Consider the following 15,517-nt stretch of genomic DNA (forward strand, 5'->3'; position numbering starts at 1 on the left):
GTTTGCACAACATCAGTAGTCATATCAGTCGATTCCGCCCGTCAGGGTCGTCTGCTCAGCATAGTCGAGGTGTTTGACGAGCTGCGCGCGCAGCCGGGCACTTACCTCGGCAAATTCTAGGGGTGTTGCGTGATCACTCAACTGGGTCATGGCCAAACCGGCGTAACCACAGGGATTGATCCGGCGAAACGGCGCCAGGTCCATGTCCACGTTCAGGGCCAGGCCATGAAAGGAACAGCCATGGCGGATGCGCAGGCCCAGGGAGGCGATTTTCGCGCCGTCGACATACACACCTGGAGCATCGGGCTTGGCCACGGCAGTCACACCATAACTGGCCAGCAGCTCGATCAGGCAGTTTTCCATGCGACTGACCAGCTCACGCACGCCGTAACCCAGCTTGCGCACATCCAGCAGCAAATAAGCCACCAGTTGTCCGGGCCCATGGTAAGTCACTTGACCACCTCGGTCGACCTGCACCACCGGAATATCACCCGGAAGTAGTAGATGCTCAGCCTTGCCAGCCTGGCCCTGGGTGAATACCGGCGGGTGTTCCACCAGCCAGATTTCGTCGGGAGCCGAGCTGCCGCGCTCATTGGTAAAGCGCTGCATGGCGTGCCAGACCGGCTCGTACGCCATCTGGCCGAGCTCGCGAAAGCCCAGGACCTGCGACATCACAACACCATATGTACGAAACCGGTGGCTCGCAGTTCGCTGTTGATGTCGTAAAGCTGGTCTTGACCGGTCGCAACGATGTGCAACTGGATCGTGGTGTACTTACCGTTGGTGCTCAAGCGCTCATCCACACGGTTGTCGTTGATCGTTGCGTGTTTACGCATGATCTCGAGGATCTTGTCTTTGTTGCCCACACCGGTATCGCTGATCACCTTGACGGGATAGTCCGTCACCGGGAATTCGATCTTTGGCGCCTTTACTTCTTTATCGGTCATGGCGAAACGGCCTCGTAAGCGGTAAGCCGTGGCGACGGGCAAAGCCCCGCGTCGGATCAACGCGGGGCCTTGCGGGTGCACACAATCAGTTGAACAAGCCGTAGAAGAATAGACGGATGCTATCCCACACGCGGCGGAAGATACCACCTTCCTCAACGGCGTCGAGCGCGATCAGATCGGCGCTGTGTACGACTTTGTCGTCCAGCTTCACTTCGACTTTACCGATCACATCGCCCTTGGCGATTGGCGCGGTCAGTTGTGGGTTCATGGTCATGCTGGCAGCCAGTTTCTTCAGCTGGCCTTTAGGCATGGTCAGGGTCAGGTCGTCAGCCAGGCCGGCCTTGACTTGACGCTCGGTGCCTTTCCACACAGGAGCCTGGGCCAGTTCGGCACCCTTCTGGTAGAAGGTCTGGGTTTCGAAGAAACGGAAGCCATAGGTCAGCAGCTTCTGGGTTTCCGCCGCACGGGCCTGTTCGCTGTTGGTGCCGAACACCACGGCGATCAGACGTTGGCCGTCACGCACAGCCGAGGACACCATGCAGTAGCCGGCTTCGTCGGTATGCCCGGTTTTCAGGCCGTCGACGGTCTTGTCGCGCCACAGCAACAGGTTGCGGTTAGGCTGCTTGATGTTGTTCCAGAAGAACTCTTTCTGGGAGTAGATGGCGTAGTGCACCGGGTCGACACGAATGATCGCGCGCGCCAGGATCGCCATGTCATGGGCCGACGAGTAGTGGTCTGGGTTTGGCAGGCCGGTCGGGTTCATGAAGTGACTGTTGGTCATGCCCAGGTCAGTCACGGTTTTGTTCATCATGTCGGCAAATGCATCTTCGCTGCCGGCAATGTGTTCGGCCAGGGCGACGCTGGCGTCGTTACCGGACTGGATGATGATGCCGTGCAGCAGGTCGCTGACGGAGACCTGGGAGCCGACCTTGATGAACATCCGCGAACCGCCGGTGCGCCAGGCGTTTTCGCTGACGGTCACCGGATCGTTTTCACCGATCTGGCCGCGACGGATTTCCAGGGTCGCGATATAGGCGGTCATCAGCTTGGTCAGGCTGGCCGGCGGCAGGCGCTGGTCACCGTTGTTTTCGACCAGCACGTTGCCGCTGGCGGCATCCATGAGCACGTAGGACTTGGCAGCCAGTTGCGGTGGTGCTGGCATCATTTCGACGGCCCAGGCAGCGGGCGCAATGATCAGCGGGACAAGCAGGCACAGGCGTTTGGCTAAGGTGGTGATGTTCATCCGTCTCTCGAAATTGCTTATGGAAACTTGCCCTCGCGGGCAAAACATTCAGACAGCCCGTCACCAGGCTGTCGCGTATTCAGTTGCCAGCTCAACCCTTGCCTTCGGGTTTTTATTATTCGAAGAGCCTGCAACCAGGGCCCCGGCGCGCAAGCGCGCCAGCACCCTCGATCCGCTACTGCTTATTCGGCGCCGACCACGCTGGGCTGGCCCAGGTTGGCCAATCGCACGCTGTTCTGTACCTGGGCAATCTCACCCGCCGAGCCGATGGGGCCCAGGCGTACCCGGTGCAGGGTCTGCTGGTTACGCACAATGGAGCTGATAAAGACTGGCGCGCTGACCATCCCGCTGAGCTTGGACCTTAACAGTTCTGCCGCATCCGGGTTGGCGAAAGCGCCGACTTGCAGGTACTGCCCGCCCGCTGCATTGCCCGGCGCCGCCTGTGGCACGGCCACGACTGGCGCGGCGTGCTGCTGGGGCGGCGGCGTCCACTGCTCGACCTTGCCTGCCGAAGCGGTGATCTGCGGTTGTGCGCTCTGTGGTTCGTTGAGCATCAATGGCGCTGGCTTGCCGCGCTGGGCCCAGTACTGGGCCGGGTCGATGCCTTCAACCTTGACCCGCGCCGTGCCGGATTCGGCATAGCCGAGTTTTTTCGCGGCTGCGTAGGACAAGTCGATGATGCGGTCGGAGTAGAACGGCCCACGGTCGTTGACCCGCAGGATTACCACGCGGTTGTTGTCCAGGTTGGTCACCCGTACATAGGCCGGCAGCGGCAAGGTCTTGTGGGCCGCGCTCATGCCGTACAGGTCATACACCTCGCCGTTGGCGGTGTTCTGCCCGTGGAACTTGGTGCCGTACCAGGACGCGGTACCCGACTGCACATAGTTCTTGGATTCCTGCAGCGGAAAGTAGGTCTTGCCCAGTACCGTGTAGGGGTTGGCCTTATAGTTGCCGGTATGCAGGGTCGGCGTGGCATCCGGGATGCGCGAGACGTCAACGTCCCACCACGGCGCGCCGTCCTTGTGAGCCCGGTTGATATCCAGCCCCGGCTGCGCGCGGACTACCGGGCCACCGGCCTTCTGCGCCGGCGCACGGCTGGTGGAGCAACTGACAACCAGCAAGGACAATGCGGCAAGCGCCACCAGCTTGAGCGGTTTATTGATCGGCGATACCCGCATTACTTGACGCCCCGTGCTTGAACCAGCATGTCTGACAGCTGATGTACGGCCATGGCGTACATCACACTGCGGTTATAACGCGTGATTGCGTAAAAATTCTTCAGGCCCATCCAGTATTCCGGGCCGTCTGCGCCCTCCAGGCGAAAGGCGGTAACCGGTATATCATCGCGCAGCGCATCATGACTTGACCAGCCCAGCGCCCGCAACTCCCCGACGGTTTTCACCGGCTCGATGCCCTGGGTCAGGCCTTCATCGGCGCGATCGCCCGTGACATCGGCGCGAATCACCACCGGCTCGCCAGCCACCCAGCCGTGACGTTTGAAGTAGCTGGCAACACTGCCGATGGCATCATCGGGGTTGCTCCAGATATTGATATGGCCATCACCGTCGAAATCCACGGCGTAGGCGCGAAAGCTGCTCGGCATGAACTGTGGCAGGCCCATGGCCCCGGCGTACGAGCCTTTGAGGGTCAATGGGTCGATCTGCTCTTCACGGGCCAGCAGCAGGAACTCGCGCAGTTCCTTGCGGAAGAATTCGGCACGGGGCGGGTAATCGAAGCCCAGGGTCGACAAGGCGTCGATCACCCGGAAACTGCCGGTATTGCGCCCGTAAAAGGTTTCAACGCCGATAATCGACACGATCACCTGGGCCGGCACGCCATATTCCTGCTCGGCACGGGCCAGTACGGCCTCGTGCTGGCGCCAGAAGTCCACACCCCGCGCCACCCGGGCGTCGGTGAGAAACATCGGGCGATAGTCCTTCCACTGTTTGACGCGCTCGGCGGGGCGAGAGATCGCGTCGAGGATCGACTGCTTGCGCTGAGCCTCGCGGAACACGCCCATCAGTTGTTCGCCGGCGAAACCATAGTCACGCGTCATCTCGCCGACAAACTCGGCGACCTGGGGCGAGCCGTCGTAATCGCCGGCCAGGGCTGGCTGTGCAGCGCCAAAGGCGCCCACCAAGCCCAGACAGGACGCATACCGAGCAGCCCAGCCACGCATTGCTTGCATTGACATCTTCACCTTATTCAAACCTGTGCGATCCACTTGCGATGGGTATGGATCGACATCAAGACCCCAAACGCTGACAGTAATGTCACCAACGAAGTTCCGCCGTAGCTAATGAACGGCAACGGCACCCCAACCACCGGCAGCAGGCCACTGACCATACCGATGTTGACGAAAACGTAAACAAAAAAAGTCATTGTCAGCGCGCCGGCAAGCAATTTACCGAACAACGTCTGCGCTTGCGCGGTAATCACCAAGCCACGCCCGATCAACAGCAAGTAGATCAGCAACAGTGCGCAGATGCCCACCAGGCCGAACTCCTCACCCATCACCGCGATAATAAAGTCGGTGTGGCTTTCCGGCAGGAAGTCCAGGTGCGACTGGGTGCCCAGCAACCAGCCCTTGCCAAACACGCCACCGGAACCGATGGCCGCCTTGGACTGGATGATGTTCCAGCCGGTGCCCAGCGGATCGCTCTCAGGGTCGAGGAAGGTCAGGACCCGCTGCTTCTGATAGTCGTGCATGAAGAAGAACCACATGGCGACAGCCACCGGCACGGCCGCCACCAGCACACTGACAATCCAGCGCCAGCGCAGGCCGCCCATGAACAACACGAATGCACCGCCGGCAAGAATCAGCAGGCCGGTGCCGAGGTCCGGCTGGCGCACGATCAGAATGAACGGAATGCCGATCAGGATCAGGCTGATCCCCACATGCTTGAGCTGCGGCGGCAAGGTGCGCTTGGCCAGGTACCAGGCGATGGTGGCCGGCATGAGGATTTTCATGAATTCCGACGGCTGGAAGCGAATCACCCCCGGGATATTGATCCAACGGGTGGCGCCCATGGCGTTGTGCCCCATGACGTCCACCACCACCAGCAGCAGCACCCCGACGACATACCCCAGCGGCACCCAGCGCGCCATGAAGCGCGGCTCCAACTGGGCGATAACCACCATCGACAACAGGCCCAGGCCAAACGAGGACGCCTGCTTGATCAACAGGTCCCAGTTCTTGCCACTGGCCGAATACAGCACGAACAGGCTACCGGCTGCCAGGGTCAGCAGCAGGATCAGCAACGGGCCATCAATGTGCATGCGTTGCAACAAGGTGGCGCGGCGGCGCATCACATCCTCACTGGAGAGAATGCGGTCGAAATTACTCTTCACGGGCCGTAGCCTCCGCGCTTGAAGGGTTGGCAAACTCAGGCTTGAGCTTGCCGTCCTGGTCCAGCAACCAGGCATCCATGATCTGGCGCACCACCGGGGCGGCCACGCCGGAACCGGACTCGCCGTTCTCGACCATCACCGCCACGGTGATTTTCGGGTTGTCGGCCGGGGCGAAACCGACGAACAAGGCGTGGTCGCGATGGCGTTCCTGGACTTTGGAGCGGTCGTATTTCTCGCCCTGCTTGATTGCGACCACCTGGGCAGTCCCGCTCTTGCCGGCAATCCGATACTGCGCGCCAATGGCCGCCTTGCGCGCCGTGCCTCGCGCGCCGTGCATCACTTGTTGCATGCCGTGGTTGACCTTGGTCCAGTCGGACGGGTCGCGCAGGACGATGTCGGGGATCGGGTTTTCATCCACCGGCTGTTCACCCTCGATGGTCTTGGCCAGGTGCGGACGAATCCACTTGCCTTTGCTGGCCACCAGCGCCGTGGCCTGGGCCAGTTGCAAGGGCGTGGCCTGCATATAGCCCTGGCCGATCCCCAGGATCAGCGTCTCACCGGGGAACCAGGCCTGGCGCCGGGTGGCGCGCTTCCACTCGCGGGACGGCATCAGGCCAGGGGACTCTTCAAACATATCCAGGGACACTTTCTGACCGAGGCCGAACTTGCCCATGTAGGTCGATAAACGATCAATCCCCAGCTTGTGGGCCAGGTCATAGAAGTAGGTGTCGTTGGAACGCATGATCGCCATATCCAGATCCACATAGCCGTCGCCGGTACGGTTCCAGTTACGGTATTTGTGATCGTAGTTGGGCAACATGTAGTAACCCGGATCGTAGACCCGGCTGGAAGCAGTCACGACACCGGCATCCAGGCCGGCAATCGCCACCGCTGGCTTGATGGTCGAACCCGGTGGATACAGACCGCGCAGCACCCGGTTGAACAACGGCCGGTCGATGGAATCACGCAACTCGGCATAGGCCTTGAAGCTGATCCCGGTGACAAACAGGTTGGGGTCGAAACTCGGCTGGCTGACCATGGCCAGGACCTCGCCGGTGTTCGGGTCCAGCGCGACCACCGCACCACGACGCCCGCCGAGGGCCATTTCCGCGGCCTCCTGCAGCTTGATATCCAGGCTCAGAACAATGTCCTTGCCGGGAATCGGGTCGGTGCGCTTGAGCACCCGCAGCACGCGGCCACGGGCGTTGGTCTCGACCTCCTCGTAACCCACCTGGCCGTGCAGCTCCGGCTCGTAGAAGCGCTCGATACCGGTCTTGCCGATATGGTGGGTGCCGCTGTAATTGACCGGATCGAGGGTTTTCAGCTCTTTTTCGTTGATCCGCCCCATATAACCGACCGAGTGGGCAAAGTGCGCCCCCTGCGGGTAATGCCGCACCAGTTGCGCCACCACCTCCACCCCCGGCAGGCGGAACTGGTTCACGGCGATCCTGGCGATCTGCTCTTCAGTCAGCTCAAACAGGATCGGCACCGGTTCAAACGGGCGCCGCCCCTGCTTCATGCGCTTCTCGAAGATCGCCCGGTCTTCCGGCGTCAGTTGCAGCACCTCGACAATCACATCGAGGATCTGCTGCCAGTCACCGGACCGTTCGCGGGTCATGCTCAGGCTGAAACTGGGCCGGTTATCGGCAATCACCACGCCATTGCGGTCGAAAATCAGGCCACGGGTCGGCGGGATCGGCTGCACATGCACCCGGTTGTTTTCCGACAACGTGGAGTGATACTCGTACTGGATCACCTGCAGGTAATACAGACGGGCGATCAACACGCACATCAACGCCACCACCGCGATCGCGCCAAAGATCACGCGCGCGCGTACAAGACGTGCGTCTTTCTCGTGGTCCTTGATGCGGATCGGCTGGGTCATCAGGCAGGGCGCAGACTATTTGTGGTAAGGGTGCCCGGACAGGACTGTCCAGGCGCGATACAGCTGTTCACCAATCAGAATCCGCACCAGCGGATGGGGCAACGTCAGGGGCGACAGCGACCAGCGCTGATCGGCCCGCGCGCAGACTTCCGGCGCCAACCCCTCGGGGCCGCCGACCATGAAGTTGACCGTGCGCGAATCCAGGCGCCAGCGATCCAGTTCCACCGCCAACTGCTCGGTGCTCCAGGGTTTGCCGTGCACCTCAAGGGTGACGATGCGCTCGTTGGCACCGACCTTGGCCAGCATCGCCTCGCCTTCCTGACGGATAAAGCGCGCCACATCGGCGTTCTTGCCCCGGGTGTTGAGGGGTATTTCCACCAGTTCCAGCGCCAATTCGGATGGCAGACGCTTGGCATACTCATGCCAGCCTTCTTCCACCCACTTGGGCATGCGTGAACCGACAGCGATCAGACGCAGGCGCACAGCCGTTCCTTATTCCTGGTCTTTGTTGAGCTTGTCGAAGTGCGCGTGACCGACTTCAGGGCTGTGGTGCTTGCCATCGGCAGCACGGCTCTGCTCGGCGCCTTTCCACAGACGCTCCAGGTCGTAGAACTGGCGAGCGTTGCTGGTCATCATGTGTACGATCACGGTGTCCAGGTCAGCCAGCACCCAGTCGCTATCGCCCTTGCCTTCTTCACCCAGTGGCTTGACGCCCTGGGCTTTGACGGCTTCGCGAACCTTGTCCAGCATTGCGCCGATCTGGCGGTTGGAGGTACCGGTGGCGATGATCATGAAATCGGTGATGCTTTGCTTGTCGCGCACGTCCAGGACCTGGATGTCCTGGGCCTTCACGTCTTCCAGGGCGGCTACGGCCAGCGCAACCAGCGCTTCGCCTTCAGGGGCCGGGACCAGCAGGGCTTCCACTGGCAACGGTGCGCTCTTGAACGTGCCTTTGCGCTTAACTTTGCTTACGTCTTTGTTCGTCATATAAAACTCGTTTTGCTCATTAGTTCGGGCGCTTCAATACACGACTATTCGTGCCTTCAAGCGCGCCTTTTCAGTTCGACGCACGGTAAAGCCCGTGCGCATCGATGTAGGCCAGGACCGCGTCAGGCACCAGGAAACGTACCGACTTACCGCTGGCCAGCAGTTGACGGATCTGGGTGGCGGACACCGCAAGCGGGGTCTGCCAGACGAATGCAATATTCCCGCTCGGCCCGGTCAGGGCCTGTGGGTCACTTACCGACCGCGCTGCCAGCAGGTTGCGCAAGGCATCCGGCGGTTCGCTGTCGGCATCCGGGCGTTGCAAAACCAGGATGTGGCAATGCTGGAGCAACTCTTCCCAGCGATGCCAAGTGGGCAGTCCGCAAAATGCGTCCCAGCCCAAAAGCAGAAACAACTGGTCATCGGCGGCCAACTCGGCCCGCGTCTGTTTCCAGGGTGTCGATAGTGTAGGACGGTTTATCGCGTTTGAGCTCGCGGTCGTCCACCACCAACGGGGCAATCCCGGCCACCGCACACTGCACCATCGCCAGGCGCTCCTGCGCGCTGACCTGCGGTGTGTCCCGGTGCGGCGGCCTGGCATTGGGGATCAGCCGCAGCTCTTGCAGCCCGAGGGTATCCGCCACTTCCAGGGCACTGCGCAAATGGCCGATGTGCACGGGGTCGAAGGTACCGCCGAGCAGCCCGATGCGTTTACCCATCAAGTGCGCACATGACCATCGCCAAAGACCACGTACTTCTCGCTGGTCAGGCCTTCCAGGCCCACCGGGCCACGGGCATGCAGCTTGTCCGTGGAAATCCCGATCTCCGCCCCCAGGCCGTACTCGAAGCCGTCGGCAAAACGCGTCGAGGCGTTGATCATCACCGAAGCAGAGTCTACTTCGGTGAGGAAACGCCGGGCATCGCTGAAATGCTCGGAAACAATGGCGTCGGTATGCTTGGAGCCGTAGGTATTGATGTGCTCGATGGCCTGGTCCAGGTCATCGACGATACGAATCGACAGGATCGGCGCCGTGTATTCGGTGTACCAGTCCTGCTCGGTGGCTTCGATCACGTCGCTGCCCAGCAATGCCCGGGTACGCTCGCAACCCCGCAACTCCACGCCTTTGTCACGGTAGATTGCAGCCAGCGGCGGCAACACGCGCTCGGCAATGCCGGCGTGGACCAACAGGGTTTCCATGGTGTTGCACGGCGCGTAGCGGTGGGTCTTGGCGTTATCGGCAATGCGGATCGCCTTGTCGAGATCGGCCGCCACGTCGATAAACACATGGCAGACGCCATCCAGGTGCTTGATAACTGGCACCTTGGCATCGCGGCTGACACGTTCGATCAGGCCCTTGCCGCCGCGTGGAACAATTACGTCGACAAACTCCGGCATGGTGATCAGCGCCCCGACGGCGGCGCGGTCGGTGGTTTCCACCACTTGCACCACTTCAGCCGGCAACTCGGCCACGGCCAGGCCTTGCTGGATGCAGGCGGCGATGGCGCGGTTGGAATGGATCGCTTCGGAGCCGCCGCGCAGGATGGTGGCGTTGCCGGACTTCAGGCACAGGCTCGCGGCGTCGATGGTCACGTTGGGCCGCGACTCATAGATGATGCCGATCACGCCCAGGGGCACGCGCATCTTGCCGACCTGGATACCTGACGGCAGGTAGCGCATGTCGCGGATCTCACCGATGGGGTCCGGCAGCTTGGCCACCTGGCGCAAGCCTTCGATCATGTCGTCGATACGGGCCGGCGTCAGCGCCAGGCGATCCAGCAATGCCGGCTCCAGACCATTGGCCCGGCCGTTGGCCAGGTCCAGCTCGTTGGCAGCGGTCAACTCGGAGCGCGAGGCATCCAGAGCATCGGCGGCCGCCAGCAGGGCACGGTTCTTCTGCGCGGTGCTCGCACGGGCGATCAACCGCGAGGCCTGACGGGCAGCGCGACCCAGGCGGGTCATGTAGTCAAGAACGGACTCAGTCATGGTCTGGTGGGGTCTTGGCAAAGAGGAAAGCAGCAGATTATAGCTGTCGCGCCGTCCTACGGACAGCGGTGAGGGGCGGATGGTCGAAATGAACTGTAAAAACTCGACGTTCAGCGGTGATTAAGGCTGAAGTTGATATCATCCTGTCACATTTGGCCTGCGCAACCGTCCATCGTCATGTCCAGTTCTCCCCCAAAGCTCCCCGCCAACCCCCTGCCGGATGGCTTTTTCGACCGCGACGCGCAAACGCTCGCGAAAGATTTGCTGGGCAAAGTCATCCGCCATCGGGTCGGCGAGTTGTGGCTGTCGGCGCGAATTATTGAAACCGAAGCCTATTATTTGGCCGAAAAAGGCAGCCATGCGTCCCTCGGCTACACAGAAAAGCGTAAGGCTTTGTTTCTGGATGGCGGCCACATCTATATGTACTACGCCCGTGGCGGTGACTCCCTGAACTTCAGTGCCCAGGGGCCAGGCAATGCCGTGCTGATCAAGTCGGCCTACCCCTGGGTGGATGAGGTATCAGGGCCTGCCAGCCTGGCGCAAATGCTCCTCAACAACCCCGACGCCAGCGGCCGTCCGCGCCCGGCCCAGAAGCTTTGCGCCGGGCAAACCCTGCTGTGCAAGGCCCTGGGTTTAAAGGTGCCAATGTGGGACGCCAAGCGCTTCGACCAGGAGCGGCTGTACGTCGAGGATGTGGGCCTGGCCCCCACGCAGATTATCCAGACCACCCGCCTGGGCATTCCCGGCGGGCGCGATGAACACCTGATGTATCGCTTTGTCGATGGCGGCTATGCGCCCTATTGCACACGGAACCCGTTGCGACGCGGCCAGGTCGAAGGCCGCGATTACGTTTTGATTTGAAATATGCCCTGCAGGAATGGGCTTATGTGGGAGCGGGCTTGCTCGCGATAGCATCACCTCGGTCTGTCAGTCATACCGAGTCGCCTGCATCGCGAGCAAGCCCGCTCCCACACAAGCTCGCCCCTATAGAGGGACATCACCACTGATGGAGAGGATTGTATGGGCCCATGGCTCGATGGCATTACTGGCTGGCTGACCCTTAACCCGCAATGGCTGGCCGCGGCGGTGTTTATCGTCGCCTTTGTGGAATGCCTGGCCATCGCCGGGATTATCGTGCCAGGCACGGTGCTGCTGTTTGCGATTGCCGCACTGGCCGGCAGCGGCGCGCTGTCCCTGAGTGAAACCCTGCTGCTGGGCTTGCTCGGCGGGCTTTTGGGCGACGGAATTTCCTACTACCTGGGCCGGCATTTCCACCAGAACATCCGGCGCCTGCCCGGCTTGCGCCATCATCCCGAGTGGATGGACGGGGCCGAGGCCTACTTCCAGAAGTACGGCATCGTCAGCCTGCTGGTAGGACGCTTCATCGGCCCATTGCGCCCCATGCTGCCCATGGTCGCCGGGATGTGTGATATGCCGTTCCCGCGCTTTGCCGCCGTTAGCGTGCTGGCCGCCACCGGCTGGTCTATCGCCTATCTGTTGCCGGGCTGGGCCGCCGGCGCGGCGTTTCGGTTGCCGCTGCCCGAAGGGTTCTGGCCCGAGGCCGGGGTGGTTGCCGCGTGCCTGGCCGTCTTGTTCGGCATCGCCCTCAACAGCACCCTGCGCGGCCATCGCCGGGCCACGTTGTGGATGGGCTGCGCCAGCCTGGCGTTGTTGATCGCGATGTTTATCGGTTATCCGTACCTGAACCATTTTGACCAGGGTTTGATGGCCCTGGTCCAGGAACACCGAGGCCCGGCGATGGACCGGATCATGGTGATGACCACCCAGTTGGGCGAGTTCAAGAAGATGTTCGTCGCCAGCGCGGTGCTGACCGGCCTGCTGCTGCTGGCGCGACAATGGCGCCAGGCGATTTTCGTCGGTGCCACCCTGCTCGGGGCCGCGCTGATCAACACCGGGAGCAAGCTGTTCTTTGCCCGCGGCCGGCCAGAAATCCTCGTCGACCCGCTGACCAGCTTCAGCATGCCCAGCGGCCACGCCTCTGGCTCGTTTGCGTTCTTCCTCGCGCTGGCGGTGCTGGCCGGTCGCGGCCAACCGACCCGCATGCGCCTGGCATGGCTGCTATTGGGCGCCATTCCGGCCGCTGCCATTGCGTTGTCGCGGGTATATCTGGGGGCCCACTGGCCGAGCGATATCCTCGCCGGCACCTTGCTGGCCATGACGGTCTGCGCCTTCAGCCTGACCTTGAGCCAGCGCCACAGCCTGCTGCCGCCCATGGCGCCGAAGGTATGGTGGTTGATCGTGCCGGGGTGCGTGGCGGTCCTGGGGTTCTTTGCCCTGACCGGCACCTCCCATGCCCTGCTGCGCTACGCTTATTGAGCTAGGCCGGGCCGACCCAGTCCACGGGAGCGTGACGCCGTTCGGCGCAGCGCTCCCGGCGCTCCAGCAACATTTCATCGGCAATTTCGGCAGCCCGCTCGGCAATGTATTCGGGGCCGCGATCGCGGGCCTGCTGAATCACTTGCGCGGTCACACTGACAAAAAATGCGTCCCAGACCAGTTGCTCCGATGGCGATAATCGAATCATGTTCATTCCCTGATAGTGGTGGCGGAGCCTCCACTATTTCAGGCGATGGGCACGCGGCAACGATGAAAAATCCGAAGCGGTCACGGATTATTCCGAGATAACGGCACTCAAGCGAACAGCTCGCCCTGCAATTCATCCAGCAGCACCTGAATCGCATCCAGGCGCAGCACCGGATCGTCGAGCTGCAGCAGCTCGATCTTGTCGGCGTCGGTAAACGGCAACAGGTAGGCCAGGCGGTTGCCCAGTTCCTGCTGCCCGTGCACGTCGGCGCCCATATCCAGTGAGGCGACCATCGGATGCTCGGCCAATGCCTGCAGCAGGGCCAACAGGTCGGCGTCTTCCTCATCCAACGGGCGCTCGGGCTGCTCTTGCAGCCACTCGACATCGGCGACCAGTAGTTGATCGCGCTGGACCTGCGCCTCCCGCACCCGAAACCTGCGCCCACCCTCGACACGGATCCCCAGCAGGCCATTGTCCTGCTGCTTGAAATCCCGAATCAGCGCTTCGCACCCCATCAATGCATAGCCGTCCGGCGCGAGACCGACTTCCTGGCCATCGAGGATGCACACCACGCCAAAGCCTTCGCCCTTTTTCATACAGCGACTGATCATGTCCAGGTAGCGCGCCTCGAACAGCTGCAGGTCGAGTGTGCAACCTGGAAACAGCACAGTATTGAGAGGGAACAGCGCCAGACTCATAAAGCGTTCCTTAAACCCGACTTAAATCGCCAAAGACACGGCCAATGGCAGGAATACTGCCGTAGCCACGCCCATCAAACTCATCGCCAATGCCGCAAAGGCGCCACACTCCTCGCTTTCCTGCAAGGCCACCGAGGTGCCGACCGCGTGGGCGGTCATGCCCAGGGCCATGCCCCGCGCCTCCGGGGTGTGCACGCCCAGGTACGACAGAAAGGCCGGCCCGATCATCGCCCCGATGACCCCGGTGATCAGCACGAACACCGCCGCCAGTGCCGCGACGCCGCCGATCTGCTCGGCCACCAGCATGGCGATGGGCGAGGTCACCGACTTGGGCCCCATGGTCATCAGCACCATGTGTTCGGCGCCAAACCACCAACCCAGCCCAATGCACAGGCCAGTGGCAAACACGCCCCCCACCACCAGCGTAGTAAAAATCGGCCAGAACAACTGGCGAATCCGTCGCAGGTTCAGGTACAGCGGCACCGCCAGTGCCACGGTGGCCGGGCCCAGCAGGATGCTCATGATCTCGGTACTTTTGCGGTATTCGACATAGGTCAGGCCGCACCCCAGGAGCACGCCAATCACCAGCAACATCGAGACCAGCACCGGTTGCAGGAAGATCCAGCGGGTTTTCTCGAACCCCGCCAACACCAGTTGATAGGCACCCAGGGTAATGCCGATGCCAAACAAGGGATGGTGGATCACCGCGGCCCACGCGCCCTGCCAATCGAAGGTCATTGCCCCTCCTCCCGCTGTGCCTGGCGCTTGACCAGCTTTTGCATGAGCACGCCGACAAAGGCCATGGCAATCACCAGCGACAACACCAGCGCCCCGACGATGGCCCAGAAGTCGGCGGCAATGTCCTTGGCATACACCATCACCCCCACTGCCGGCGGCACCAGCAGCAACGGCAGGTAACGCAACAGGCTGCCGGCCGCCAGGCTCAGTGGCTCACCGACCTCGCCGCGCCACACCAGATACGCCAGCAGCAACAGCAGGCCGACAATCGGCCCCGGCAAAACCGGCAGGAACAAGTGATTGATTGCCGTGCCCAGCAATTGAAACAACACCAGCCATGTCAAACCGCGTAACAACATGGGTTTTTCTCCCCCAAAAGCCCGTGGGCATTATAAGCACGCCGCTCCTATGAACAGGCATTCGCCAAAAGCATGGTGGGTTGACCGGGCCATTTGCCCATGATGATCTACATTGGTTCTCTGCAAACCACCTAAAACAACAACCCCCTGCCGGCGCCAGCGTGCCCGTGCCGCCAGGGAGAGATAGATGAACCAAGGAGAGTCGCAATGCCCTTTGTACCCGTAGCGCAACTCAATGAATATGTCGGCAAGGAACTGGGACGTTCCGCATGGCTCACCATCGACCAGGAGCGTATCAACCTGTTCGCGGAAGCGACCGGCGATTTTCAGTTCATCCACGTCGACCCGGTAAAAGCCGCCCAGACTCCGTTTGGCAGCACCATAGCCCATGGCTTTCTGTCGCTGTCGCTGATCCCCAAATTGATCGAAGACATCCTGATCATGCCCGAGGGTTTGAAGATGGCGGTCAACTACGGCCTGGACAGCGTGCGCTTTATCCAGCCGGTGAAAGTCAACTCCAAGGTACGCCTGGCGGTGACCCTCACCGACGCCACCGAGAAAAAGCCTGGCCAGTGGCTGCTCAAGGCCACCTGCACCCTGGAAATCGACGGCCAGGAAAAACCGGCCTACATCGCCGAGTCGCTGTCACTGTGCTTCGTCTGACACACCTGTAGGAGCCGGCCTGCCGGCGATAGCGCCAGCAGCCGCGCCATCGCCGACAAGTCCTTATTCGCACACAGACCACTAGGTATAGCTTCCCCCGCTGCGGCATACTCGGCGCTC

17 protein-coding genes and 1 pseudogene are annotated in these 15,517 nt (G+C 61.7%); 3 read left to right on the forward strand and 15 right to left on the reverse strand.

Annotated elements, in window-relative coordinates:
• Nucleotides 1-24 precede the first annotated feature (24 nt).
• The 11 genes and pseudogenes from lipB to PSH80_RS23415 all read right to left on the reverse strand — a co-directional run bounded on the left by lipB (nucleotide 25) and on the right by PSH80_RS23415 (nucleotide 10,394).
• A complete protein-coding gene (gene lipB, locus PSH80_RS23365) occupies nucleotides 25-672 on the reverse strand; it encodes a lipoyl(octanoyl) transferase LipB (protein ID WP_057960700.1) in 648 nt (215 codons plus the stop codon).
• Nucleotides 672-947, reverse strand: coding sequence for a DUF493 domain-containing protein (locus tag PSH80_RS23370; RefSeq protein ID WP_029292256.1), 276 nt, complete (start codon nucleotides 945-947; stop codon nucleotides 672-674). The genes lipB and PSH80_RS23370 overlap by 1 nt, the downstream gene beginning before the upstream one ends.
• A gap of 85 nt (nucleotides 948-1,032) precedes the next feature.
• The gene (locus PSH80_RS23375) at nucleotides 1,033-2,190 is read right to left on the reverse strand and encodes a D-alanyl-D-alanine carboxypeptidase family protein (RefSeq protein ID WP_057960701.1); all 1,158 of its coding nucleotides are present in this window, start codon (nucleotides 2,188-2,190) and stop codon (nucleotides 1,033-1,035) included.
• Nucleotides 2,191-2,372: 182 nt separating this feature from the next.
• Nucleotides 2,373-3,368 (reverse strand): septal ring lytic transglycosylase RlpA family protein, encoded by a 996-nt coding sequence (locus tag PSH80_RS23380; RefSeq protein WP_057960702.1) that lies wholly within the window; start codon nucleotides 3,366-3,368, stop codon nucleotides 2,373-2,375.
• The gene (mltB, locus tag PSH80_RS23385) at nucleotides 3,368-4,378 is read right to left on the reverse strand and encodes a lytic murein transglycosylase B (RefSeq protein WP_057960703.1); all 1,011 of its coding nucleotides are present in this window, start codon (nucleotides 4,376-4,378) and stop codon (nucleotides 3,368-3,370) included. The genes PSH80_RS23380 and mltB overlap by 1 nt, the downstream gene beginning before the upstream one ends.
• Before the next feature lie 17 nt (nucleotides 4,379-4,395).
• The gene (gene rodA / locus PSH80_RS23390; RefSeq protein ID WP_057960704.1) at nucleotides 4,396-5,499 is read right to left on the reverse strand and encodes a rod shape-determining protein RodA; all 1,104 of its coding nucleotides are present in this window, start codon (nucleotides 5,497-5,499) and stop codon (nucleotides 4,396-4,398) included.
• A gap of 31 nt (nucleotides 5,500-5,530) precedes the next feature.
• Nucleotides 5,531-7,426: a penicillin-binding protein 2 gene (gene mrdA / locus PSH80_RS23395; protein WP_057960705.1), complete on the reverse strand. Its 1,896-nt coding sequence runs from the start codon at nucleotides 7,424-7,426 to the stop codon at nucleotides 5,531-5,533.
• A gap of 15 nt (nucleotides 7,427-7,441) precedes the next feature.
• Complete coding sequence (rlmH, locus tag PSH80_RS23400; protein WP_029292262.1) at nucleotides 7,442-7,909, reverse strand: 23S rRNA (pseudouridine(1915)-N(3))-methyltransferase RlmH; 468 nt, start codon at nucleotides 7,907-7,909, stop codon at nucleotides 7,442-7,444.
• Nucleotides 7,910-7,918: 9 nt separating this feature from the next.
• Complete coding sequence (gene rsfS, locus PSH80_RS23405) at nucleotides 7,919-8,413, reverse strand: ribosome silencing factor (RefSeq protein WP_032861691.1); 495 nt, start codon at nucleotides 8,411-8,413, stop codon at nucleotides 7,919-7,921.
• A gap of 70 nt (nucleotides 8,414-8,483) precedes the next feature.
• Nucleotides 8,484-9,129 (reverse strand): annotated as a pseudogene (gene nadD, locus PSH80_RS23410) (nicotinate-nucleotide adenylyltransferase).
• Nucleotides 9,129-10,394, reverse strand: a complete 1,266-nt coding sequence (locus PSH80_RS23415) for a glutamate-5-semialdehyde dehydrogenase (RefSeq protein ID WP_057960706.1) — start codon at nucleotides 10,392-10,394, stop codon at nucleotides 9,129-9,131. The pseudogene nadD and the gene PSH80_RS23415 overlap by 1 nt, the downstream one beginning before the upstream one ends.
• A 177-nt stretch (nucleotides 10,395-10,571) precedes the next feature.
• Here PSH80_RS23415 and PSH80_RS23420 point away from each other — a divergent pair, with 177 nt between their 5' ends.
• Complete coding sequence (locus tag PSH80_RS23420; RefSeq protein ID WP_128592771.1) at nucleotides 10,572-11,255, forward strand: DNA-3-methyladenine glycosylase; 684 nt, start codon at nucleotides 10,572-10,574, stop codon at nucleotides 11,253-11,255.
• Nucleotides 11,256-11,414: 159 nt separating this feature from the next.
• Nucleotides 11,415-12,731, forward strand: a complete 1,317-nt coding sequence (locus tag PSH80_RS23425; protein WP_057960708.1) for a bifunctional DedA family/phosphatase PAP2 family protein — start codon at nucleotides 11,415-11,417, stop codon at nucleotides 12,729-12,731.
• Between the two features lies 1 nt (nucleotide 12,732).
• On the opposite strand, the gene PSH80_RS23430 is transcribed toward PSH80_RS23425, so the two are convergent.
• The 4 genes from PSH80_RS23430 to PSH80_RS23445 form a co-directional block, all read right to left on the reverse strand.
• On the reverse strand, nucleotides 12,733-12,939 hold the full coding sequence (locus PSH80_RS23430; protein ID WP_057439037.1) for a hypothetical protein: 207 nt from the start codon (nucleotides 12,937-12,939) through the stop codon (nucleotides 12,733-12,735).
• Nucleotides 12,940-13,046: 107 nt separating this feature from the next.
• A complete protein-coding gene (locus PSH80_RS23435) occupies nucleotides 13,047-13,637 on the reverse strand; it encodes an LON peptidase substrate-binding domain-containing protein (RefSeq protein WP_057439001.1) in 591 nt (196 codons plus the stop codon).
• A 21-nt stretch (nucleotides 13,638-13,658) separates the two neighbouring features.
• Entirely contained in the window at nucleotides 13,659-14,375 is a 717-nt protein-coding gene (locus tag PSH80_RS23440) for an LrgB family protein (RefSeq protein WP_305418475.1), read from the reverse strand.
• Complete coding sequence (locus PSH80_RS23445; RefSeq protein WP_057438999.1) at nucleotides 14,372-14,734, reverse strand: CidA/LrgA family protein; 363 nt, start codon at nucleotides 14,732-14,734, stop codon at nucleotides 14,372-14,374. Before PSH80_RS23445 ends, PSH80_RS23440 begins: the two co-directional genes overlap by 4 nt.
• Before the next feature lie 207 nt (nucleotides 14,735-14,941).
• On the opposite strand from PSH80_RS23445, the gene PSH80_RS23450 reads away from it, so the two are divergent.
• On the forward strand, nucleotides 14,942-15,397 hold the full coding sequence (locus tag PSH80_RS23450; protein WP_029292272.1) for a MaoC family dehydratase: 456 nt from the start codon (nucleotides 14,942-14,944) through the stop codon (nucleotides 15,395-15,397).
• Nucleotides 15,398-15,517: the final 120 nt, after the last annotated feature.

The sequence above is a fragment of the Pseudomonas sp. FP818 genome (assembly GCF_030687335.1).
GTDB lineage: Bacteria > Pseudomonadota > Gammaproteobacteria > Pseudomonadales > Pseudomonadaceae > Aquipseudomonas > Aquipseudomonas shahriarae.